Source organism: Porphyrobacter sp. LM 6 (assembly GCF_001720465.1).
GTDB lineage: Bacteria > Pseudomonadota > Alphaproteobacteria > Sphingomonadales > Sphingomonadaceae > Erythrobacter.
Genome location: NZ_CP017113.1, coordinates 293,985 through 314,520 on the forward strand (window position 1 = coordinate 293,985; position 20,536 = coordinate 314,520).

At 64.9% G+C, this 20,536-nt stretch carries 24 protein-coding genes; 15 read left to right on the forward strand and 9 right to left on the reverse strand.

Translation table 11 applies throughout. The features are described 5' to 3' along the window. The first annotated feature begins 2 nt into the window (after positions 1–2). From BG023_RS01495 to arsH, 10 genes are all read left to right on the forward strand, one after another. Positions 3–1,085 carry an acyl-CoA dehydrogenase family protein gene (locus BG023_RS01495; protein WP_069308881.1) on the forward strand — a complete coding sequence of 361 codons (1,083 nt, stop codon included), beginning with the start codon at positions 3–5 and terminating at the stop codon, positions 1,083–1,085. A gap of 24 nt (positions 1,086–1,109) precedes the next feature. Continuing rightward, a complete protein-coding gene (locus BG023_RS01500) occupies positions 1,110–1,535 on the forward strand; it encodes a Zn-ribbon domain-containing OB-fold protein (protein WP_150122756.1) in 426 nt (141 codons plus the stop codon). Next, the gene (locus tag BG023_RS01505) at positions 1,532–2,686 is read left to right on the forward strand and encodes a thiolase family protein (RefSeq protein ID WP_069308883.1); all 1,155 of its coding nucleotides are present in this window, start codon (positions 1,532–1,534) and stop codon (positions 2,684–2,686) included. The genes BG023_RS01500 and BG023_RS01505 overlap by 4 nt, the downstream gene beginning before the upstream one ends. A 2-nt stretch (positions 2,687–2,688) precedes the next feature. Beyond that, entirely contained in the window at positions 2,689–3,471 is a 783-nt protein-coding gene (locus BG023_RS01510; protein WP_233993045.1) for an SDR family NAD(P)-dependent oxidoreductase, read from the forward strand. Between the two features lies 1 nt (position 3,472). Beyond that, positions 3,473–4,228: a ThuA domain-containing protein gene (locus BG023_RS01515; protein ID WP_069308884.1), complete on the forward strand. Its 756-nt coding sequence runs from the start codon at positions 3,473–3,475 to the stop codon at positions 4,226–4,228. A 38-nt stretch (positions 4,229–4,266) separates the two neighbouring features. Next, on the forward strand, positions 4,267–5,475 hold the full coding sequence (locus tag BG023_RS01520; RefSeq protein ID WP_069308885.1) for an acyl-CoA dehydrogenase family protein: 1,209 nt from the start codon (positions 4,267–4,269) through the stop codon (positions 5,473–5,475). A gap of 33 nt (positions 5,476–5,508) precedes the next feature. Beyond that, the gene (locus tag BG023_RS01525) at positions 5,509–6,411 is read left to right on the forward strand and encodes an SDR family oxidoreductase (protein WP_069308886.1); all 903 of its coding nucleotides are present in this window, start codon (positions 5,509–5,511) and stop codon (positions 6,409–6,411) included. A gap of 161 nt (positions 6,412–6,572) precedes the next feature. Continuing rightward, complete coding sequence (locus tag BG023_RS01530; RefSeq protein ID WP_069308887.1) at positions 6,573–6,923, forward strand: ArsR/SmtB family transcription factor; 351 nt, start codon at positions 6,573–6,575, stop codon at positions 6,921–6,923. A gap of 8 nt (positions 6,924–6,931) precedes the next feature. Beyond that, on the forward strand, positions 6,932–7,438 hold the full coding sequence (locus BG023_RS01535) for an arsenate reductase ArsC (protein ID WP_069308888.1): 507 nt from the start codon (positions 6,932–6,934) through the stop codon (positions 7,436–7,438). Continuing rightward, positions 7,438–8,187, forward strand: a complete 750-nt coding sequence (gene arsH / locus BG023_RS01540; protein ID WP_069308889.1) for an arsenical resistance protein ArsH — start codon at positions 7,438–7,440, stop codon at positions 8,185–8,187. Before BG023_RS01535 ends, arsH begins: the two co-directional genes overlap by 1 nt. Positions 8,188–8,294: 107 nt before the next feature. Here arsH and BG023_RS01545 read toward each other — a convergent pair whose 3' ends face one another. Further along, positions 8,295–9,908, reverse strand: a complete 1,614-nt coding sequence (locus BG023_RS01545; RefSeq protein ID WP_069308890.1) for an AMP-binding protein — start codon at positions 9,906–9,908, stop codon at positions 8,295–8,297. A gap of 134 nt (positions 9,909–10,042) precedes the next feature. Between BG023_RS01545 and BG023_RS01550 the strand changes: the two genes are divergently transcribed. Then, positions 10,043–10,852, forward strand: coding sequence for a helix-turn-helix transcriptional regulator (locus tag BG023_RS01550; protein ID WP_069308891.1), 810 nt, complete (start codon positions 10,043–10,045; stop codon positions 10,850–10,852). Between the two features lie 234 nt (positions 10,853–11,086). On the opposite strand, the gene BG023_RS01555 is transcribed toward BG023_RS01550, so the two are convergent. After that, the gene (locus tag BG023_RS01555; protein ID WP_069308892.1) at positions 11,087–11,620 is read right to left on the reverse strand and encodes a VOC family protein; all 534 of its coding nucleotides are present in this window, start codon (positions 11,618–11,620) and stop codon (positions 11,087–11,089) included. Between the two features lie 124 nt (positions 11,621–11,744). Between BG023_RS01555 and BG023_RS01560 the strand changes: the two genes are divergently transcribed. The 4 genes from BG023_RS01560 to BG023_RS01575 are packed head-to-tail and all read left to right on the forward strand — an operon-like array spanning position 11,745 to position 15,257. Next, on the forward strand, positions 11,745–13,172 hold the full coding sequence (locus tag BG023_RS01560; protein WP_069308893.1) for an aromatic ring-hydroxylating oxygenase subunit alpha: 1,428 nt from the start codon (positions 11,745–11,747) through the stop codon (positions 13,170–13,172). Between the two features lie 5 nt (positions 13,173–13,177). Then, positions 13,178–13,930, forward strand: coding sequence for an SDR family NAD(P)-dependent oxidoreductase (locus BG023_RS01565; protein WP_069308894.1), 753 nt, complete (start codon positions 13,178–13,180; stop codon positions 13,928–13,930). Then, positions 13,927–14,724, forward strand: a complete 798-nt coding sequence (locus BG023_RS01570) for a sugar phosphate isomerase/epimerase family protein (RefSeq protein ID WP_083234471.1) — start codon at positions 13,927–13,929, stop codon at positions 14,722–14,724. The genes BG023_RS01565 and BG023_RS01570 overlap by 4 nt, the downstream gene beginning before the upstream one ends. After that, on the forward strand, positions 14,721–15,257 hold the full coding sequence (locus tag BG023_RS01575; RefSeq protein WP_190315797.1) for a VOC family protein: 537 nt from the start codon (positions 14,721–14,723) through the stop codon (positions 15,255–15,257). The genes BG023_RS01570 and BG023_RS01575 overlap by 4 nt, the downstream gene beginning before the upstream one ends. Here BG023_RS01575 and BG023_RS01580 read toward each other — a convergent pair. The 7 genes from BG023_RS01580 to BG023_RS01610 form a co-directional block, all read right to left on the reverse strand. Continuing rightward, positions 15,254–16,177 carry an SDR family oxidoreductase gene (locus tag BG023_RS01580; RefSeq protein WP_069308896.1) on the reverse strand — a complete coding sequence of 308 codons (924 nt, stop codon included), beginning with the start codon at positions 16,175–16,177 and terminating at the stop codon, positions 15,254–15,256. The genes BG023_RS01575 and BG023_RS01580 overlap by 4 nt on opposite strands. 16 nt (positions 16,178–16,193) lie before the next feature. Further along, entirely contained in the window at positions 16,194–16,562 is a 369-nt protein-coding gene (locus BG023_RS01585) for a nuclear transport factor 2 family protein (RefSeq protein WP_069308897.1), read from the reverse strand. Positions 16,563–16,647: 85 nt separating this feature from the next. Further along, complete coding sequence (locus tag BG023_RS01590; protein WP_017665057.1) at positions 16,648–16,881, reverse strand: biotin/lipoyl-containing protein; 234 nt, start codon at positions 16,879–16,881, stop codon at positions 16,648–16,650. Beyond that, positions 16,882–17,868 (reverse strand): alpha-ketoacid dehydrogenase subunit beta, encoded by a 987-nt coding sequence (locus BG023_RS01595; RefSeq protein WP_069308898.1) that lies wholly within the window; start codon positions 17,866–17,868, stop codon positions 16,882–16,884. After that, positions 17,868–18,836, reverse strand: coding sequence for a thiamine pyrophosphate-dependent dehydrogenase E1 component subunit alpha (locus BG023_RS01600; protein WP_069308899.1), 969 nt, complete (start codon positions 18,834–18,836; stop codon positions 17,868–17,870). The genes BG023_RS01595 and BG023_RS01600 overlap by 1 nt, the downstream gene beginning before the upstream one ends. Positions 18,837–18,867: 31 nt before the next feature. Then, on the reverse strand, positions 18,868–19,632 hold the full coding sequence (locus tag BG023_RS01605; RefSeq protein WP_069308900.1) for an SDR family NAD(P)-dependent oxidoreductase: 765 nt from the start codon (positions 19,630–19,632) through the stop codon (positions 18,868–18,870). A 239-nt stretch (positions 19,633–19,871) separates the two neighbouring features. Then, positions 19,872–20,447, reverse strand: a complete 576-nt coding sequence (locus tag BG023_RS01610) for a histidine phosphatase family protein (protein ID WP_083234474.1) — start codon at positions 20,445–20,447, stop codon at positions 19,872–19,874. Between the last annotated feature and the right edge of the window lie 89 nt (positions 20,448–20,536).

Sequence of the window (20,536 nt, forward strand, 5' to 3'; positions counted from 1 at the left end):
CGATGAATTTCGACCTGTCCGAAGAACAGCAGATGTTCGTCTCCTCGGTCGAGCGCTTCGCCGCGCCGATCGATGTGGAGGCACGCCGCCGCCTGCGCCTGTCGGCCACCGGCTATGACCGTGCGCGCTGGCAGGAGCTGGCGGAGATGGGCCTGATCGCGCTCGCTGCGGGCGAGGATGCGGGCGGCATGGGCGGCTCGGCAGTCGATCTGGCACTGGTCGCCGAAGCGATCGGCAAGGCCAATGCCCCCGATCCGCTGGTCGAACACGGCATCCTGCCTGCCCTGCTGCTCGAACGCGGCGGCGCTGCCGAGGCGCTCGAAGGCGTGCTGTCCGGCACCACTATCGCTACCCTCGCCTGGACCGAACGCGGCCAGCGCTACAGCCTCAAGGCCAAGGGCATGAAGGCGGAAGACGCGGGCGGCGGCTTCACCCTCACCGGCGAAAAGACGATGGTGATGGGCGCGCTGATGGCGGACCTGTTCATCGTTACCGCCGATCTTGGCGGGGAAACCGCCTGCTTCCTCGTACCCAAGGATGCGCCGGGCCTCGAAGTGCGCGCCTATCGCCTCGCCGATGGCAGCATCGCGGGCGAGATCAAGCTAACCCGCACGCCGGCTGCAACCAAGCTCACGCTCGATGCCGCCGCGCTGGACGGGATCGTCGCCGATGTCCGCCTTTATGCCGCCGCCGAAATGGTCGGCCTCGGCCAGCGCCTGCTCGACGATACGCTCCAGTATGTGAAGGAGCGCGAGCAGTTCGGGGTGGCGATCGGCACTTTCCAGGCGCTCCAGCACCGACTGGTCGACGCTTACGCGAGGGAAGAGCAGGCGCGCTCGATGCTCTATCGCGCCGCACTGACCGACCGGGGTGATGCCGCCACATGGCAGCGCGCCGCCGCCGGGGCCAAGGCTTTCATCGGCGAGAACATCGATGCCATCGCCCGCGAGGCGGTGCAGATGCACGGCGGCATGGGTATCACCGACGAGCTTGCCATCGGCCACGCGATGAAGCGCGTCATGCTGCTCGCCCGCCTGTTCGGCGACGTTGATACCGTGCTCGCGGAGTATGCGCTCGCGGCATGATGCGCGGGCTGGAGGGGACTGACAATGGGCGAAAAGATCGACCCGAACCTGTGGAGTGACGGGGCGCAGCCGCACCTGATGGGCGGACGCCTGCCTTCGGGGCAGATCGTCTTTCCGATGCCGACAGGCGATGCGGCGGAAGGCGTGGAGCCCTACAAGCTCTCGCGCCGGGGCAAGCTGTGGTCGTGGACCTCGCAGGGCTTCCTGCCCAAGGAGCCCTATGAAGGCCCCGGTTCCGGCCCCGGCGAAGGGCCGCCCGATTTCCAGCCCTATCTGCTCGGTTACGTGGAGCTGCCCGGCGAGGTGATCGTCGAAAGCCGCATCGTCGATGCGCGGCTGGAAGACCTCCACCTCGGCATGGAGCTCGAATTCTGCATCGTGCCGTTCAACGCGCGGTTCGACACCTTCGCCTTCCGTCCCGCCGCACAAGCTGAAAGTCAGGCCGCATGAGCGAGAATGTCTATATCATCGGCGCGGGGATCCATCCCTTCGGCCGCACCGACAGCCGTTCGGGCCGCGAACAGGGCGTCTATGCCGTGCGCGAGGCGCTGGCCGATGCGGGGCTCGAATGGCCCGATATCGAATGCGCCTATGGCGGCAGCGCGGCGGCGGGCAATGCCGATATCATGGTCAACGAGCTGGGACTGACCTCGCTCCCGTTCACCAACGTCGCCAATGGCTGCGCCACCGGCGGCAGCGCACTCGCCGCCTCGCAGCAGGCGATTGCGAGCGGCATGTATGATCTCGCGCTGGCGGTCGGCTTCGACAAGCACCCGCGCGGCGCCTTCAACGCCAAGCCTTCGGACTATGGCCTGCCCGAATGGTACGGCCAGACCGGCATGATGCTGACCACGCAGTTCTTCGCGCTCAAGATCCAGCGCTACATGCAGCTCCACGGCATCAGCCGCGAGACGCTGGGCCGCGTGGCCGAAAAGGCGTTCCGCAACGGCACAATCACGCCCCACGCATGGCGGCGCAGCCCGGTCGATCTCGAGACGATCATGAACGCGCCGATGATCAACGATCCGCTGACCAAGTACATGTTCTGCTCGCCGGCAGAAGGCGCGGTGGCGCTGATCCTCGCTTCGGAAAAGAAGATGAAGGAACTCGGCGCGGACGGGGTGAAGATCCGCGCAGTGGCGGTGAAGACCCGCCCGCCCAACTCCTTCGAGGTGTTCCAGGCCGGCATCAGCATCGAGGAAGGCGGCAAGCCCACCGTCCTCGCCAGCAAGGCGGCGTTCGAGAAGGCGGGGATCGGGCCGGAGGATATCTCCGTCGCCCAGCTGCAAGACACCGAAAGCGGCGCGGAAATCATGCACATGGCCGAAAACGGCTTCTGCAAGGATGGCGATCAGGAAGAATGGCTCGCCAATGGCTGGACCGAGATCAACGGCGGCAAGCTGCCGGTGAACACCGACGGCGGCTGCCTTGCCTGCGGGGAGCCGATCGGCGCTTCGGGCCTGAGGCAGGTCTATGAAAACGTCCAGCAGCTGCGCCAGCGCGCGGGCGAGCGGCAAGTGCCGGGCAAGCCGAGGTTCGGCTACTCCCACGTATACGGCGCGCCCGGCCTTTCGGGCGTCGCCATTCTGGAGCGCGAATAGCGGTGACTGAAGGCAAGGGGCGGATGCAGGGCAAGGTCGCGCTGATTTCGGGCGGCGCGGAAGGGATCGGGGCGGCGGTCGCACGGCTGATCGTGGCCGAGGGCGGCAGCGTGATGCTGGGTGATATCCAGCTCGAAAAGGCGCAGGAACTCGCCGCCGAACTTGGCGAACGCGCGGCGGCCTGCCAGCTCGACGTGCGTGACCTCCACCAGTGGGAAGCCGCCGTTTCCGCCACGCGCGGGACGTTCGGGAAGCTCACCGTGCTGTGCAACATCGCCGGGATATCCGAACCCGGCAATGTGCCCGACGGCGCGCTCGACGTGTGGGAACGCACCATCGACATCAACCTCCACGGCCCGTTCTACGGGATGCGCGCGGCGATCCCGGCGATGGAGGCGAGCGGCGAGCCCTGCGCCATCGTCAACATCGGCTCGATGATCGCGCTGCGCCCGGCATCCTTCGTGGCGGCCTATTCCGCATCGAAGACCGGCCTCAGGGGCCTCACCCAATCGGTGGCGCTCGATCTGGCCGAACGCGGCCTGCCGATCCGCGCCAACATGGTCCACCCCGGCGCGATCCGCACGCCGATGTACAACCGCTACAAGTTCTCGGGCGCCGACACGCCGGAGAACATCGAGACCAATTTCGCCGCCACCCACCCGATGAACCGCATCGGCGAGCCCGAGGAAGTCGCCCGCGCGGTGGTGTTCCTCGCCAGCGACGAAGCGAGCTTTACCACCGGCTGCGATTTCACCGTCGATGGCGGCGGCAGCATCAGGAGCTGATATGGCAGAACAACCCGCCACCCGGATCGACGCGCATTTCATCGCTGCGGGCAAGTATCACGATATCGATTACCCGCGGCTCGAGATCCTCAAGCTGCTGGCCGAGCACCCGCACATCCGCACCACCGTGGCGGCGGATTATTCGGGGCTGGAGCGGCTCGATGCGTGCCGCTTCCTCATCACCTACACCTGCGATCTGATGCCGACCAAGGAACAGGCGGCGCAGTTGAAGGCGTGGATGGAAAAGGGCGGCAAGTGGATGGCGCTCCACGGGACCAACTCGATCCTCGTCTTCACCGCCGAAGGCCTGGTCGATGCGCCGAATGATCGCCCCGACGTGATGGAAATGCTCGGCACGCAGTTCGTTGCCCACCCGCCGATCGACAAGTTCCCGGTCGAGGTGGTCAACAAGGATCACGAACTGACCAAGGGCATCGAGGATTTCGAGGTGGTGGACGAGCTCTACCTCTCCAAGACCACCGCGCCGATCGAAACGCTGATGCAGACCACTTTCGAAGGCGAGGCGACCGGCTTCACCCAGAGCCAGTGGCCCAAGACCACCGTGCCTATCGTTTATACGAGGGATATTGGCGCCGGTCAGATCGTATACAACGCACTGGGCCACTGCCGCGGGCATTACGACCTGCCCGGCATGGCCGATTTCTACCCGCACAAGGAAATGTGCGCGTGGAATTACGATGTCTATTATGACCTTCTGCGGCGCACCATCCGCTGGGCCATGAGAGACGGGGACTGACGCAATCGATTGAATAGGCCGAACGGGATCCGACTGACATGGACTTGGACTTCTCCCCAGAGGACATCGCCTTCCGCGAAGAGGTGCACGCGTTTCTCAAGGACAACCTGCCCGATCGGCTGCGCGATGGCGCGCGCCGCACGCCGGGGGTGTTCGTCGAACCCGATATCGGGATGGAATGGCACCGCATTCTCTTCAAGCAGGGCTGGGTCGCTCCGCACTGGCCCAAGGAAGACGGCGGCACCGGCTGGACCCCGACCCAGAAGTTCATCTTCGAAAAGGAATGCGCGCTCGCCGGCGCCCCTGCGCTCGCGATCCTCGGCCTGCGCCTTGTCGGCCCGGTGATCTGCGAATTCGGCACGCCCGAACAGAAGGCGCGCTTCCTGCCGGGCATCCTCTCGGGCGATGATTACTGGTGCCAGGGCTATTCCGAGCCGGGCAGCGGTTCCGACCTTGCCAGCCTGAAGACCGCCGCGCGGCTTGAGGGCGACGAATATGTCATCAACGGCTCCAAGATCTGGACCACCCACGCCCACCACGCCGACTGGATCTTCGCACTCGTCCGCACCGATGCGACGGTGAAGAAGCAGGCGGGGATCAGCTTCCTGCTGGTGCCGATGGATCAGCCCGGCGTGTCGGTGACCCCGATCCATTCGATGTCGGGCGATCACGAGGTCAACGCGGTGTTCTTCACCGATGCCCGCACCCCGGTCGAGAACCGCATCGGCGCAGAAGGCGCCGGGTGGAGCATCGCCAAGTTCCTGCTCGAAAACGAGCGCGGCGGATCGTGCTATGCCCCGCGCCTGCTCCAGTCGATCGACCGGCTGGAAAACCTCGCTCAGACCCAGCCTTCGGGCGTCAACGGCGCGATCGCGCATGACGCGCGCTTCCGCGACCGGCTCGCCCGCGTCAGGCTGGAGGCCGAAGCGCTGGAAGTGACCGAGCTGCGCATCCTCGCCGAACTCGCCAAGGGCCGCGCGCCCGGGCCGCAGACCTCGCTGGTCAAGCTGCTGGGTTCGAACCTCGGCCAGAAGGTCGATACGCTGCGGCTGGAACTGCTTGGCCCGGATGCGCTGCAACTGCCGCTCGAACGCCCGCTCTACGGCAACGAGGCACCCGAACCGGTTGGCAGCGAATACGCCCAGACCGCGATGGGCAAATATCTCAACAACCGCGCCTCGACGATCTTCGGCGGCTCGGACGAGGTGCAGAAGAACATCATCGCCAAGACCGTGCTGGGGCTCTGATCCCGCCGGCCCTCTCACTGGAAAACCAGAACAATGGACGTTTCAAAGCTGATGTTCCGCGATGGCCTGATGGCGGGCGAGCGGATCCTTGTCACCGGGGGCGGCACCGGCCTCGGACGCGAGATGGCCGAAGCCTTCCTCAAGCTGGGCGCGACCGTCTACATCTGCGGGCGGCGGCAGAACAAGCTCGATGAAACCGCCGCCGAGCTGGCGGCCCTGCACGGCGGCAAGATCGTGGGGCTCGCCTGCGACATCCGCGACGCGGACGCGATCCACGCGATGGTGGATAGCATCTGGGCCGATGGCGGCGCGCTGACCGGCGTGGTCAACAACGCGGCCGGCAACTTCATCAGCCGCACCGAAGACCTTTCGGTCAATGGCTTCAACGCGATTGCCGACATCGTGATGCGCGGCACCTTCTACGTCACGCTCGACATCGGCAAGCGCCTGATCGCCGAGAAGAAGCGCGCGAGCTTCCTCTCGATCCTGACCACATGGGTGTGGTCGGGCAGCGCCTTCGTGGTGCCTAGCGCCATGTCCAAGACCGCGATCAACGCCATGACCCAGAGCCTTGCGACCGAGTGGGGCCGCTATGGCCTGCGCTTCAATGCCATCGCGCCGGGCCTGTTCCCGACCAAGGGCATGAGCGCGCGCCTCTCCCCCGGCGGGCAGGGCGGCAATTCGAAGAACGATCTGAACCCGATGGGCCGCGCGGGCGAGATGCACGAACTCGCCAACCTCGCGGTGTTCCTGATGGGCAAGGGCGCCGAATACGTGAACGGCCAGACCATTGCGATCGACGGCGCAGGTTTCCAGGCCAATGGCGGCACCTTCTACCCGATGCTCCACGCGCTGGGCGATGCCGAATGGGACGCGATGCGCGCCATGATTAAGGGCACGAACGAAAAGGACAAGGCCGACCGCGCGGTGGGGTGAGCGGGTTGTCGGCGGCCTGCTTGGCGGCCGAACCCGTCCGTTCGCCCTTGCAAGGAGCTTGCCCCGAAACGGCGCGGACCCGAAATTTCGACGTTTCTCGAATTATGGCTTGATCCTGCCGCAATCCAGTATATTTCGATGAATGTCGAAAGGTTGCTGGAATGGATGATTTCAACACCCAGGTCTGGGCGGTCGATGCGCTGGGAGCGCTCGCTCACGAGACGCGGCTTGCCGTGTTCCGGACGCTGGTCAAGGTCGGCCCCGACGGGATGATCGCGGGCGCAATCGCCGAGTATTGCGGCGTGCCACCGTCCACCATGTCGCACCACCTCGCCACGCTGGAACGGGCTGGGCTGGTACAGTCCGAGCGCGAGAGCCGCCTGATCCACTACCGCGCCGACTTCCCGGGCATGCGCCGGTTGCTGACCTTCCTGATGCAGGATTGCTGCCAGGGCATTCCCGAAATGTGCTCCGACCTGATGGCGGGGCTTGCCTGCGAGCCCCTGACCTGAGGCCCCCGATGTCCGACACACCCTTTACCGTGCTGGTGCTGTGCACCGGCAATTCCGCCCGCTCGATACTGGGCGAGGCCTTGTTCAATCATCTGGGGGAGGGCCGGGTGCGGGCCTTTAGTGCTGGCAGCAAGCCCAAGGGTGTGCCGCATCCGGGCGCGCTGCGGCTGCTCGCCCGACGCGGGATCGACACGTCGGCCTTCCGTTCGAAAAGCTGGGACGAATTCACCGCGTCCGGTGCCCCGTCGATCGATCTGGCGATCACCGTGTGCGGGAATGCTGCGGGCGAGGCCTGCCCGGTGTTTCTCGGCAGCCCCTTAAAGGCGCACTGGGGTCTGCCTGACCCCGCCGACATGACTGGCAGCGATGCCGAGGTGGACGCCGCCTTCGAAGAGACGTGGCGCCTGCTCGAAATGCGGGTGAAGTCCTTCCTTGCGCTTGACCGGGCAACGCTCGATGCCTCGGCCTTGGGCGGCGCACTGGCGAACATCGGCGCAATGGAAGGGGCGGCATGATGAGCGACTACCAGCGTCTGCGTGCGCTTCACGATCCGGCTCACTTGCCCGCGCTGAAGCCCGAATATGTCCATGCCCGCCCGGCATTCGGCCTCGGCCCGATTGATCCCCCGCCGCGTGTATTGTTGCTCTATGGCTCGCTGCGCGAACGCTCCTTCTCGCGCCTTGCGGTGGAGGAGGCGGCGCGGCTGCTGCAATTCTTCGGCTGCGAGACGCGCATCTTCGATCCATCCGATCTCCCGCTGCCCGATCAATATGCGGGCGATGATCACCCGGCGGTCCACGAACTGCGCGAGCATTCGCTGTGGTCCGAAGCGCAGGTGTGGTGCAGCCCGGAACGCCACGGCACGATTACCGGCATCATGAAGGCGCAGATCGATCACCTGCCGCTCGCCTATAAAGGCCTGCGTCCGACGCAGGGCCGTACGCTGGCGGTGATGCAGGTCAACGCCGGTTCGCAGAGCTTCAACACCGTCAACACCCTGCGCATCCTCGGACGGTGGATGCGGATGTTCACCATCCCGAACCAGTCCTCGGTCGCCAAGGCCTATATGGAATTCGACGAGGCCGGGCGGATGAAGCCGTCGAGCTATTACGATCGCATCGTCGATGTGATGGAAGAGCTGGTGCGCTTCACTGTGCTGCTGCGTCCTCATGCAGAGCTGTTGGTGGATCGCTATTCCGAACGTGTGGAACGCGACCAGCCGATCGAAACCCCGGCGGACGCGGCCGGGATTGCCTCGAGTTGAGGGCATTCATCGCCCCGCCAACCATCAGCCAGCCGCGCCCAGACCCCTGCTAGACCCTCGCTAGACCCGCTTTGCCCAGATGTTCCACGTGGAACATTGCCCGTTGCTCACCCCTCGGCGGCGTCGGCCAGGGCTTGGGCGGTCTTGTAGTCGGGCTTGCCGTTGTTGAGCCGGAGCGACTGGTCGGTCAGCACGTAAAGCCGCGGGATCTTGTAGCCGGCCAGCCCTGCGCGGGCATGGGAATCGAGCGCGGCGGCGTCGACCGTGCCCTCCGGCTGCACCACCGCCACCACCTTCCGCCCGAAGCGCGGATCGGGCAGGCTCACCACCCGCACGTCCTTCACCGCCGGGTGATCGAGGAGAACGGCCTCGACCTCCTCGGGGAAGACTTTCTCGCCGCCGGTGTTGATGCACATGTTGTCGCGCCCGATGAACTCGAGCGTCCCGTCGGAAGCCCAGCGCGCGCGGTCGCCCGTCATCAGCCAGCGCTTGCCGCCGATGGTGGGGAATGTGGCCGCGTTCTTCGCGTCCTCGCCGAGGTAGCCCAGGGGCAGCGGCCCGGTGCGTGCGACAATACCGACACCGTCGCTGCCGGGGAGAATTTCCTCGTGATTCTCGTCGAATAGCTTGGTCTCGCGTCCCGGAAGCGGCTGGAACTTGCCCCCGCCGCTGCTGCCCGCCGCCGTGGTGATGACGATCCCGGTGCCCGAGCTTTCCGAGGAGCCAAGCGCGTCGATGATCATCATCGAAGGGTGATGCGCGATAAGCCGCGCCTTGAGGTTCGCCGAGAACACCGCACCCGAGGAGGTAATGCTCCTCAAGGAAGCCAGCACCACGGCCGCGTCGTCCCGCGCATCAAGCCGGTCGGCTAGCGGCAGGGCAAAGGCGTCCCCGACAATGAAGACCCCCCGCGCGCCGATGCGCTTCACTTCATCCAGCGCCAGATCGGCATCGAACTTCGGCCCCGGCAACAGCGCCAGCGTGCCGCCTTTCAGGAGGTGGATCACCGCGGTGAACTGCCCCGCGCCGTGCATCAGCGGGCTGAGGAGCAGCATCGGCGAATTGCTCGCCGGATGATCCGGACCGATCGCGGCGGCCTGCGCCACCTGTTCCTCGATCGAGGTGGTGACGAGGGGCGGATTGCCCGGCCCGCGCTGCCACACGCCGATGCTGAAGGCCCCCCACGCCTCGTTCATCGGCCACATCACCGCCTTGGGCATCCCCGTGGTGCCGCCGGTGGCAGTGAGGAACAGCGCGTGCGGGTCATCATGGATGGCGAAGCCGTCGGGCAGATCGCTGTCGCACAGCGCCGCCCATTCGCCCGCGCCGACATCGATCGTCAGCGTGCCGGCGGGCATCGCCTCGCGCGCGGTTTCGGCAAAATCGCTCTCGGTGAACAGCGCCTTGAGGCCAAAGCGGGTGAAGATGTCCGCCAGCTCGCGGGTCTTGTAGTGGTAGTTCACATTGACCGGCACCACACCCGCCTTGATGCAGCCGAAATAGGCGAGCAGGTAATCGGGCGTGTTGCGGAGCATCTGTCCGGCAATGTCGCCGGGCTTGAGCCCGCGCGCGGCAAGGCCTGCGGCAATGCGGTCGGTCAGCGCGTCAAACGCGCCCCAATTGACCACCCGCTCGCCGTGCACCAGCGCCGGCCGGTCCGCCGGGACAGCCGCCGCCAACGCCTTGAGCACCACCCCAAAATTCGCACCCTCAAAGGCCATTCGCACCAATCTCCTTTGTCACTTTCGCTAGCCTCGGTGCGAGCGCGCTTCCCCTACGTAAATGATGAGGACATTCCGGAAAATTGCGTTAGTCTCCCCTTGCGGGAGAACAATGGAGAGGAGCGAGGCTGAAAATGGCCCATAATGTTGTCGAGCTGCGGACGCCGCAAGGCCGTGAATCGCTGGAACAACTTCTCGATTCGGTGACGATCACCTGTCCCGAAGACATCCATGATGCCGCGGTGAACCTGGCGCGAATCGCGCAGGAGCGCGGAATGCAGATCGCGGTGTGCGACGACATCTCGTCGAAGGAACCGATGGTCGATGCCGATGGCACAATCCTCAACGCCGATGTCTTCCGCTGGCTGGATGATGGCGCGCGCTGGTGGGAGGACCATCGCCTCGCGCTGCACTCGCCCCTGCCGCGCGCCTGCCGCTACGAAAGCGAGCCGTTCTGGGTGAACCGCCACGGCTTCAACACCCGCTGGCGCAACCACTACCTTGCTGAAATCGACCTCAACGATTTCGAAAAGCGCGCGCTTTGCAAGGCCGCGATCGTGATCCCGACACATCTGCCGTTCGGCCAGATCTCCGCCTCGAGCTTCATCTCGATGGATCGCAACAAGGAGGATCTCTCGGCCGAGTTCGCCGAACATGGCGCGCTGTTCGCGATGCTCACCCGCTGCTTTGTCGCAGGCTACGTCCAGGCCCACCGCACCAAGCGGCGCATCCCTTCGGACTGCGTGCTGTCGAAGCGCGAGGTTGAATGCCTGCGCTGGGCGGCGATCGGCAAGACCGACAAGGAGATCAGCATGATCCTCAACCGGTCACACGCCACGATCCGCTACCACATCCACCGCGCGGGCGAAAAGCTCGACTCGGTGAACCGTGCCCAGACGATCTTCAAGGCCGGGCAGCTGGGTTACCTGGGGGCGTCTGATTGATTGCGGGGGCGCCTCCGCGCCCCCGTCCTCGGTGCTTTTCCCTCCGCTTCGCTACGGGGCACCTGCGGCTCGCGCGCGTGCGCTCGCGGTCGCTGCGCGACCGATAAGGCGTATCGTCGCTTCGCAGCTCAGGCTCGACGCCGAAGGCGTCGCAAGGGCGACTGCCCGCCCGCAGCGGGCGCAGCTTTGCTGCGCGTCTAGCGAGGATCGCGCGCCCGGAGGGGCGTGCGGAAATCAAAAGCGGCGAAGCGGCTCGCTGCCGTCCCAGCCGATCCCGGCGGCCTTGATCATCCCGAACAGATCCGGCCCGTCCTTGGCCTGCTGGAGAATTTCCACCAGCGTCCCCGGACCGCCGCCCGCATCGACATAGATCGCCTGGCTGGTGCCGAAGGTGCCTTCGATCATGATCTCGGCACCTTCCGCCTCGCACACCGCCCGAGCATGGGCGATATCGTCGACGAGGATGCACACGTGGTGCAGCCCGTTGCCGGTCGCGCCATACTCTCCGGTGTAGACCGAGGGGTGATTGTCCCGCGGGCGGATCAGCTCGATCTGCAAATCACCCCAATAGGCCAGCGCCAGATCGAACACCGCGTCGGTGGGTTGGCCGCGATACTTCATCCCGTCGAGGTGGATGCCCTCGATGATGAAGAACGGCCCCACCCCCATCACCTCGGTCCAGTGCTTCACTGCCGCGTCGAAATCCTCCGGCACGAAAGCCAGCTGCATGATATCGCCCAATGCCGCGATTTTTCCGCCTAGCGCCATGTTCCTCTCCAATCCGATAGTGTGCCCCTAGTCGGAAGCTGTGTGATATTCTCCGTGCGAGACACTGCACAAAGTGCGAGGATGAGGGACGAAGGTTACCCTTCGAAAAGGACGCTTCAGGCCGATGAACGAGATCAAGGATATTGCCCGCGCCGACCGCTGCCCGGGGATCAGCTATACCGACATGCTCAACGGCGACACCCGCCGTCCGCCGGATTACCTGTTCGAGGAAACCACCATCGAAATGGGTGACGATCCGCTGCCGGTCGCACCCTATATCTCCGAGGAATTCGCCCGCCTGGAGCGGGAAAAGATGTGGCCCAACGTGTGGCTGTTTGCCGCGCGCGAGGATGAAATGCCCGATCCGGGCGATTCGGTGGTGTTCGACATCGCCGGAAAGAGCTTCCTGCTGATCCGCCAGAAGGACGGCAGCGTGCGCGCGTTCTACAACGCCTGTCTCCACCGCGGTCGCAAGCTGCGCACCGAAAGCGGCCCTTCAGTGCAGCTGCGCTGCCCGTTCCACGGCTTCACCTGGCGCAATGACGGAAGCCTCAAGGAAATTCCCTGCGCGTGGGACTTCAAGCATCTCGACGGCAAGAACATGGATCTGCCCGAAGCCCGGGTGGAGCTGTGGCAGGGCTTCGTCATGCTGACCGAAAACCACAGCCTGCCTGATTTCAAGACGTGGCTCGGCCCGGCGGCTTCGCATTACGAGCGCTACGACTTCGAAAACCGCTACACCGGCATGTGGGTGCAGAAGAAGATCCCGGCCAACTGGAAGGCCACCGCCGAAGCCTTCATGGAGGCCTGGCACTCGATCACCACCCACCCGCAGCTGCTCGCCTTCCTTGGCGATGCCAACACCCGCTACGATCTGATCGGCGATCACTTCAACCGCGCGATCACCCCGTCGGGCGTGCTCAGCCCGCACATGAAGGGCAAGAATTCGGACTACGTGCTGGAGAAGATGAACGAGTTCTCCGGCGGGCAGGACGCGCGCACCAACCGCCGCTTCAACGCCAGCGACGGGCCGGGTGACGATTACGATGCCGATGATCCGCTGGGCGCACGCAAGCTGCTCGCCGATGCGGGCCGCAAGGGCTTTGCCGAGAACTATGGCTACGACTATTCGGATGCGTCGGACACCGAGATCCTCGACAACTTCACCTACAACATCTTCCCCAATTTCGCCCCGTGGATCGGGTTCCTGCCGACGCTGGTGTACCGCTGGCTGCCCGGCGACACGCCTGACTGGTGCATCATGGAAATCCGCCTGCTGTTCCCCACCCCCAAGGGTCAGGAACGCCCGCGCGCGGTGGCAATGACCTATATCCCCGATGACGAGCCCTTCGCCTGGGCCAACGACATCATGGGCCCGCAGCTTGCCAACGTGTTCGATCAGGACATGGCAAACCTGCCCTATGTGCAGGAGGGGATGAAGAGCATGAAGGAAGGCCTGATGGAGCTTGGCCACTATCAGGACAGCCGCGTGCGTCACTTCCAGACGACGCTGAGGAAGTATATTGACGGAGAGCTGCCCGCGGCCAAGTGACAGCCATGGGCTTTTCCTTCGAACTGACGGGGCGCAAGGCGCTCATCACCGGCGCGTCCTCCGGCCTCGGCACACGTTTCGGGCGGATTCTCGCGGCGAGCGGAGCGCAGGTGGCGCTTGGCGCGCGGCGGGTTGACCGGCTGGAAGCGCTCGCCGACCGGATCGGCGCGAATGCCTGTCCGGTGCAAATGGACGTCGCGCGCGAGGCCGACATTATCGCCGGCTTCGATGCTGCCGAAGCCGCGTTCGGGCCGATCGATACGGTGATCGCCAATGCCGGAGTCGATGGCGCTGGCATGGCGACCACCATCTCCGAGGAGGAGATCGAACAGACGCTCGCGATCAATCTCAAGGGCGCGATCCTGACCGCGCGCGAAGGTGCGAAGCGGATGATGGCGCACGGGGTCACCAAGGGGCGGATCGTGCTGATCGCCTCGATCACCGCCTTCGAACCCTCCCCTGGCCTCGTCGCCTATGCCGCTTCCAAGGCGGGCGTTGTGCAGGCGGGGCGCACGCTGGCGCGCGAATGGGCGCGCAGCGGCATCAACGTCAACACTGTCTCCCCCGGCTACATCCGCACCGCGATCAACGACGAATGGTTCGATACCGAACCCGGCAAGAAGCAGATCGCGCGTTTCCCCAAGCGGCGGCTGATGGGCGAAGAGGGGCTGGACGCGATGATCCTGTTCCTGTGCTCTGACGCGGCGGAGTTCGTCACCGGCGCGGACTTCGTGCTCGACGACGGGCAAACACTGTGACCAGACGGCTGATCTCGCTCGCTGCCGGGATCATGCCCGAGGCCACGCCTTCGCAGCTGATCGAAGCCGCCGCCGCATCCGATTTCGACTTTGGCGGGATGTGGTGCGAGCGCGATACCTGGACGCCCGCCACCACCCGCGCGATCCGCAGCCAAGCGCGCGATGCCGGGGTCGAATTGCTCGATTGCGAAGTCGCATGGATCATGCCCGGCGCGCCCGATCCGTGGCTGACCGAGCTCGTCGACATCGCCGCCGAACTGGGCGCGCGGAACCTGCTGTGCGTCTCCAGCGATCCCGACATGGCCGCCACCACCGCCAAGTTCCAGGCGATGGTCGATGCAGCAAAGGGCACCGGGGTCAGGGTAAATCTCGAATTCGGGATCTTCACCGAGGTGAAGACGATCCACATGGCCCGTTCGATCCTCGAGAATGTCGAGGGCGAGGCCAAGGCGCTGCTGGTCGACACGCTCCACTGGTCGCGCTCGGGCGGGACCGCGAAGGATCTGGCGGCGATCCCGCGCGAATGGCTCAGCTATTGCCAGCCCTGCGATGCACCCGCCGATCCGCCGGACCTCGCCAGCTTCGATGCGATCATCGACGATGCGATCAACCGGCGCATGGCGCTCGGCCAAGGCGGGCTGGCTTTGGGCGCGATGGTCGATGCCCTGCCCGATCATCTGCCAATGGCGGTCGAAGAACGCTCCGCCGCCCTGCGTGACAATTTCCCCGATCTGATCGAACGCGCCCGCGAATGCGCCCGCACCAGCCGCGCATGGCTGGACGCCCGAGTGTGAGCACCCTGCCGGTCACGCTCGTCCAGATGGCGTTCCTTGTGCCGGACCTCGAAGCCGGCTGCGCTGCTCTCAATCGCGCCTATGGCTGGGGGCCGTTCCTCGGCGGGACCGAGGGTGTGCTGGCGGACCATGTCTATCGCGGCCAACCCGCCGATCCGATCCGCATCCGCGGCGTGTTCGTCCAGACGGGCGAGATCAATGTCGAGGTGATCGAGGTGGTCTCCGATGCCCCCAGCGCCTTCCACGAGATGCTGCGGGACGATGGCCAGCCGGTGCTGCACCACTGCGCGACCTTCGCCGCCGATTACGCAGGCGTGCGCGATCATCTGGTGGCTGAGGGCTATCCGGTGGTGAGCGAGTTCGGCTTTGCCGGACACCGGATCTGCTACGTCGATACCCGGCCGTTGCTGGGCTACATGACCGAGGTCTATCCCGATCTGCCGATCATCCGCGCGATGTATGCCGAAACGGTGGAGGCGACCAAGAACCGCCCCGGCGATCCTTCGATCACGCCGTTCACGACACCCCGTTAGGCGGGCAGGCCCGCGCGCCAGTCCTTCGATTTCGCCCAGTCGAGATGGCGGGTTGGCTCCATGCCGAGCAGGTCATGCGCGGCCTTGGGATCGACCACCAGCGGCGAGGTGGGCTGCGTGTTGTAGAAGGAATAGAACTTCGCCATCCCGTCATAGATGCTGAGCGGCGTCACCTCGCGCGATCCGGTCACCATCTCGCTCATGCGGGCGGCAAATTCCTCCGGCGCGAGGCTCTGGAAGCGCACCGGGCGGCCGATTGCCTCGGAGAGATTGGCGGCGACCTGATCGCCCACCAGCGCCTCCGGCCCGCCGAGCGGCACGTGCATTCCGTCGGCGGCATCGGTCTGGAGCGCGCGGCGCATCGCCTGCGCCACGTCTTCAAGGCACACCCAGTTGATCAGCAGGTCGGGCTTGGCCGGATAGGCGAAGATGCCCTCGCGCATGATCAGCGGGCGGTTCCACATGCGGTACTGGTTGTCCATGAACACCGTCGGTTCGATGAACACGCAAGGGATGCCGGTTTCCTCTAGCGCGCGTTCGATATCGCGGCGGCCATCATGCGCGGACAGGTCGAGATCGTGATCCGCGACAAAGCAGGCGGTGTTGAAGATGATCTTCTTCAGTCCTGCGCGCTTCGCCCCGGCGGCAATCTGCTGGCCGAAATGCGCGGCCCTGGCGCGGTCGAATTCGAACGGCAGATGGAAAGCGGCGGCATCTTGCCCTGCGAAAGCGTTCGCCATCGCATCGGCATCGGTGATGTCGGCAAACACGGTCGGCAGATCGGGAAATGGCGTGCCCGCCATCGCATCGGCGCGGCGCACCCCTGCGGTGACGGCGAAGCCGTGGGCGAGCAGTTCTGCCACCAGCGGCTGGCCCTGATCGGCGGGTGCGCCAAGGACGCAGACTTTGGTGATGCTCACGGAAAATGGCTCCTGTTCAGGCGCGCGCCGCGACCTCCGCCGCGTCGAAATAGTGGATGCGCAGCTCGCGCAGCAGTCCGTCCTCGAAGCATCCTGCCTCGCAGATGGTCTGGGTGAAGGGCGCAGAGCCGTCCTTGGGGTGCATGGTGAGGCGGATCACCATGACCGCCCAGGTGTCGCCCCCGGTGCAATCGAGCATTTCGAGCTTGGTGTCGGCCCAGGTTCCGTACATCGCGGCCGCACAGCGTTGCAGCGCATCCTTGCCCCGCCATTCGCCCGCGAAGGGGAGCGAGTTGGCCTCGTAGAGCACGAAATCGGGGTGGATCAGTGCCTCGACCGCATCCCAGTCGCGGGTGCCAGCGGTGGCATAGACCCTCGCCAGCATTTCACGAGGGCTGAGTCCTTGTTGCCCTACCGCTTCGCTACTTGAGGAGGTCATTGTCGCTCTACCGCTTCGCTACTTGAGGGCATTACTCCTCAATGGTCCCGATCAGATCGCCGACCTTGTAGACCGCGCCTTCCTCGCCCGTCGGGTGGATGATCCCGCTGGCCTGCGCCTCGATCTCGGTGGTGCTCTTGTCGGTTTCGACGGTGTAGATGATGTCGCCCTTCTCGACGCGCTCGCCATCGCCGAACATCCATTCGACGAGGGTCATTTCAACCGCGCTCATGCCGAGCTTGGGGATACGGATTTCCGATGCCATTTAGAGCTTGCCCATACTTGCTTTGATCTGTTCGATGATCTGGCCCTTGTTCGGGATCCACGCCTGTTCGAGGTGGCTGGCGAAGGGCACGGCGGAGAAGGTGCCGCCAACGCGGCGGACGGGGCCTTTCAGCGTATCCCAGCACTTTTCCTGAATGTTGGCAGCGATTTCAGCGCCGGTGCCGAAGGGGCGCACGGCTTCGTGCAGGGTCAGCGCGCGGCCGGTCTTGCGGACCGATGCCAGCACGGTTGCCTCGTCATAGGGCGCGATGGTGCGCAGATCGACGACCTCCACCGAAATGCCCTCCTTGGCGAGGTCATCGGCAACGCTGAGCGCATCGAGCACGGTGCGGCCATAGGTGATGATCGAGATATCGGTGCCTTCGCGCGCGATCGCCGCCTTGCCGAGCGGCACGCGGTAACCCGGGCCCGGATCCTCCGCCTTGAGGCCGTAGCACAGGATGTTCTCGATGAAGATCACCGGGTCATTGGCGTCGATCGAGGCGCGCATCAGCCCGCGCGCATCGGCCGGATTGCTCGGCGTCACCACGTGGATACCCGCGACATGAGCGAACCACGCCTCCAGCATATCCGAGTGCTGCCCGCCGAAGCCGACGCCCACGCCGGTGGTGGTGCGGATCACCATCGGGCACGGGGTCTGCCCGCCCGACATGAAGCGCAGCTTGGCCGCGTGGTTGACGATCTGGTCCATGCACACGCCGACGAAGTTCATCAGCATGATCTCGGCAATCGGACGCTGGCCGGCGAGAGCGGCACCGACAGCGGCACCGATGATCGCGGTTTCGGAAATCGGCGTCGCGCGGATGCGGTGTTCGCCATATTTCTCGGTCAGGCCCGAGGTGACCTTGAACACCCCGCCGCCCTGCTTGGCGGATACGTCTTCGCCGAGGCAGAACACGCCCGGATCTTCGGCCATCGCCTCGTCGATTGCGAGGTTCAGCGCCTGGGTCATGGTGATCTGGGCCATCAGGCGGTCTCCTCCAGCACGTCCTTGTAGATTTCGTCGGTATCCGGCAGCGGCGCGGCCAGCGCGTGTTCGACCGCCGCGTTGATCTGCGCGTCGATGTCGGCGACGATCGCGTCGAGTTCTTCCTCGGTGAACTGGTGCTCCAGCATCACCTTGCGCAGCTTGGGCAGCGGGTCTTCCGCCTTCATTTCGGCGATGTGTTCGGGCGGCATGTAGCTGAAGTCCGAACCGAAGAAGTGGCCCATCATACGGTAGCACATGGCCTCAACCAGCGTCGGGCCTTCGCCGCGGCGGGCGCGGTCGACCGCTTCCTTCACCGCGGGATAGACCTGGTGGACGTCGTTTCCGTCAACCGTCACCCCCGGCATCCCGTAACCCGCCGCACGCGACGCGATATTCGGGCTGTCGGTGTGGTCGGCGTAAGCCGTGTGCTCGCCATAGCGGTTGTTCTGGCACAGGAAGACGACCGGCAGCTTGTAGAGCTGGGCCATGTTCATCGCTTCGTGGAAGCCGCCGATGTTGGCCGCGCCATCACCGAAGCTCACCAGCGTCACGCGGCCATCGCCATTGTTCTGGCTCGCCATCGCAAGGCCGTTGGCGATCGGCAGGCCAGAGCCCACCACACCGGTCGTCACCATGATGCCCGTCTCGGGATCGGTGATGTGCATGGTGCCGCCCTTGCCCTTGCAGGTGCCGGTCGCCTTGCCGAGGCATTCGCCCCACCACTTTTCCATCGGGATGCCCTTGGCGGTCTGTTCGCCCTGCCCGCGATAGGTGCAGACGACGTAATCGTCCTTCTCCAGCGCCGCCATCGCCGCCGCCGAGACCAGCTCCTGCCCGCGCACGCAGTAATACATCACCGCCACCTTGCCGCCCATCAGCAGCTCGCGGAACTTCTCGTCAGTGCGGTTCACCTTCATCGTGCGGGTATAGATGTCGAGCAGCTTGTCGCGGTCGATTTGCGCCATGGAGAGTGGCCCTTCCTGTGTGGGGTAAAGCTTAGAACTGGACGCGCTGGGTGAACCCGCCGTCGACGACGATGTTCGCGCCGGTCATATAGGGCACCGCGGGGCTCGCCACGAAGACGATCGCCTTGGCCACTTCCACCGGCTCGCCGAAGCGGCCCATCGGCATCTTGGCGAGTGTCGCATCGAACAGCGGCCTCATGTGCTCCTCGATGATCTCCCAGTTGCCGCCCTTGTAGTAGATCGCGCCGGGCGACACGGTGTTCACGCGGATACCCTTGGCGGCATAGGCCTGGCTGAGCTGCGAGGCATAGGTGATCAGCGCCGCCTTGATCGCGTTGAAGGGGTTGGGCGCGATGAAGGTTTCGAGCGCGGCGGTCGAGGACAGCATCACGATCGATCCGGTGCCCGAGGCTTCAAGATAGGGCGTGAGCGTTTCGACCGCATAGGCCGCGCCCTTCAAATCCATGTCGAGGCAGGCCTGCCAGTCGCCCGCCCCGCCGGTGCCCGAGGCGCTGGCGGTGTGGACGAAGATGTCGCAGCCGCCGAGTTCCTTCACGGCCTTCTCGAGCCACGCCTGATAGGCTTCCGTGCCGCTCGCCATGTCGAACACTTCGGCAAAGACCTTGCCCGGCCCGGCCGCGTCGATTTCCGCGACGGCGGCGGCGATCTTGTCTTCCTTGCGGCTGAAGAAAGCGACGTCAGCGCCTTCGGCAGCGAACAGCTTCAGCGACTGCAGGCCAAGGCCATGCGCCCCGCCGTTCATGATGACCTTCTTGCCCTTGAGTCCCAGATCCATAGCGCCTCTCCCCGGCTAATTCGTGCAGACGCGAGGGGATAGCCCAGCGAGGGGGCGGGGCGTATCGTCAATTTTGTTGGGGTTGGGGGGGTCTTTGTGTTCCGCACGCCATCCGGCGCGCGAAATCCTCGCTCATGCGATCTGAAGGTCGGGTGATCCGCCCCCGGCGGTTCAGCTTCGCTTCCGCTGCGGGCGACCGGGCGGCTTCGAGCCTGGCACCAGAATGATGCGTCCTATGCTCAACCGATGTAAACGGGCTCAATCTTGCCGCTGGAGAGCTTCCAGATAACGTCCTGAGGTACCGGCAGGCTCAATGCTTCTGTCTTGGAAAGCCCGCTATATGCACCCCTGATGACCCGGCTAAACAGCCCGTGAGACACGGCGACCGTCACACCCCGCCGTTCTTCCAGCCAGCATTTTGCTCTCTGGAAAACGGCGTCATAGCTCTCCCCGTCAGGCGACTTGAAAAACCAATCGAACGGTGTGGAGCCATCGAGCAACCCGGGCCATTGGGCGTCGATGTCGAAGTGGGTCAAACCATCCCACGTTCCCAAAGACACTTCAGCGAGACGATCATCCCATTGAGCGGCAGGAAGATGCGCTAACCCTGCAACGATCGTTGCTGTCTGGCGTGTTCTGCCGAGGGGGCTAACAATGAATGCATCGAATTGAAGGCCCAACCCAGCGAGGCGTCTACCGATAGCCTCGGCTTGCTTAACGCCGGTTTCGGTAAGGGGAGAATCCAGCTTTCCCTGGAAGCGACCCTGAGCGTTCCATTCCGTTTCACCGTGGCGGATCAGATAGATATCATTCATTGGCATCCTCAGTATGCCAATTGCGGGAGGGCGCGCAAACGTTCCGCAAGGTCGGCAATGGGACCGCTAGCTGAACCTCGGCTTTTTCC

Bases quoted from the DNA above. Each gene is read 5' to 3' on its own strand.
- BG023_RS01535 (WP_069308888.1), top strand. From the start codon at position 6,932: ATGTCCGACACACCCTTTACCGTGCTGGTGCTGTGCACCGGCAATTCC.
- BG023_RS01610 (WP_083234474.1), bottom strand. From the start codon at position 20,447: ATGAATGATATCTATCTGATCCGCCACGGTGAAACGGAATGGAACGCT.
- BG023_RS01505 (WP_069308883.1), top strand. From the start codon at position 1,532: ATGAGCGAGAATGTCTATATCATCGGCGCGGGGATCCATCCCTTCGGC.
- BG023_RS01605 (WP_069308900.1), bottom strand. From the start codon at position 19,632: ATGGATCTGGGACTCAAGGGCAAGAAGGTCATCATGAACGGCGGGGCG.
- BG023_RS01590 (WP_017665057.1), bottom strand. From the start codon at position 16,881: ATGGCATCGGAAATCCGTATCCCCAAGCTCGGCATGAGCGCGGTTGAA.
- arsH (WP_069308889.1), top strand. From the start codon at position 7,438: ATGAGCGACTACCAGCGTCTGCGTGCGCTTCACGATCCGGCTCACTTG.
- BG023_RS01520 (WP_069308885.1), top strand. From the start codon at position 4,267: ATGGACTTGGACTTCTCCCCAGAGGACATCGCCTTCCGCGAAGAGGTG.
- BG023_RS01565 (WP_069308894.1), top strand. From the start codon at position 13,178: ATGGGCTTTTCCTTCGAACTGACGGGGCGCAAGGCGCTCATCACCGGC.
- BG023_RS01545 (WP_069308890.1), bottom strand. From the start codon at position 9,908: ATGGCCTTTGAGGGTGCGAATTTTGGGGTGGTGCTCAAGGCGTTGGCG.
- BG023_RS01515 (WP_069308884.1), top strand. From the start codon at position 3,473: ATGGCAGAACAACCCGCCACCCGGATCGACGCGCATTTCATCGCTGCG.
- BG023_RS01530 (WP_069308887.1), top strand. From the start codon at position 6,573: ATGGATGATTTCAACACCCAGGTCTGGGCGGTCGATGCGCTGGGAGCG.
- BG023_RS01600 (WP_069308899.1), bottom strand. From the start codon at position 18,836: ATGGCGCAAATCGACCGCGACAAGCTGCTCGACATCTATACCCGCACG.
- BG023_RS01550 (WP_069308891.1), top strand. From the start codon at position 10,043: ATGGCCCATAATGTTGTCGAGCTGCGGACGCCGCAAGGCCGTGAATCG.
- BG023_RS01585 (WP_069308897.1), bottom strand. From the start codon at position 16,562: ATGCTGGCGAGGGTCTATGCCACCGCTGGCACCCGCGACTGGGATGCG.
- BG023_RS01595 (WP_069308898.1), bottom strand. From the start codon at position 17,868: ATGGCCCAGATCACCATGACCCAGGCGCTGAACCTCGCAATCGACGAG.
- BG023_RS01525 (WP_069308886.1), top strand. From the start codon at position 5,509: ATGGACGTTTCAAAGCTGATGTTCCGCGATGGCCTGATGGCGGGCGAG.
- BG023_RS01555 (WP_069308892.1), bottom strand. From the start codon at position 11,620: ATGGCGCTAGGCGGAAAAATCGCGGCATTGGGCGATATCATGCAGCTG.
- BG023_RS01560 (WP_069308893.1), top strand. From the start codon at position 11,745: ATGAACGAGATCAAGGATATTGCCCGCGCCGACCGCTGCCCGGGGATC.
- BG023_RS01500 (WP_150122756.1), top strand. From the start codon at position 1,110: ATGGGCGAAAAGATCGACCCGAACCTGTGGAGTGACGGGGCGCAGCCG.
- BG023_RS01495 (WP_069308881.1), top strand. From the start codon at position 3: ATGAATTTCGACCTGTCCGAAGAACAGCAGATGTTCGTCTCCTCGGTC.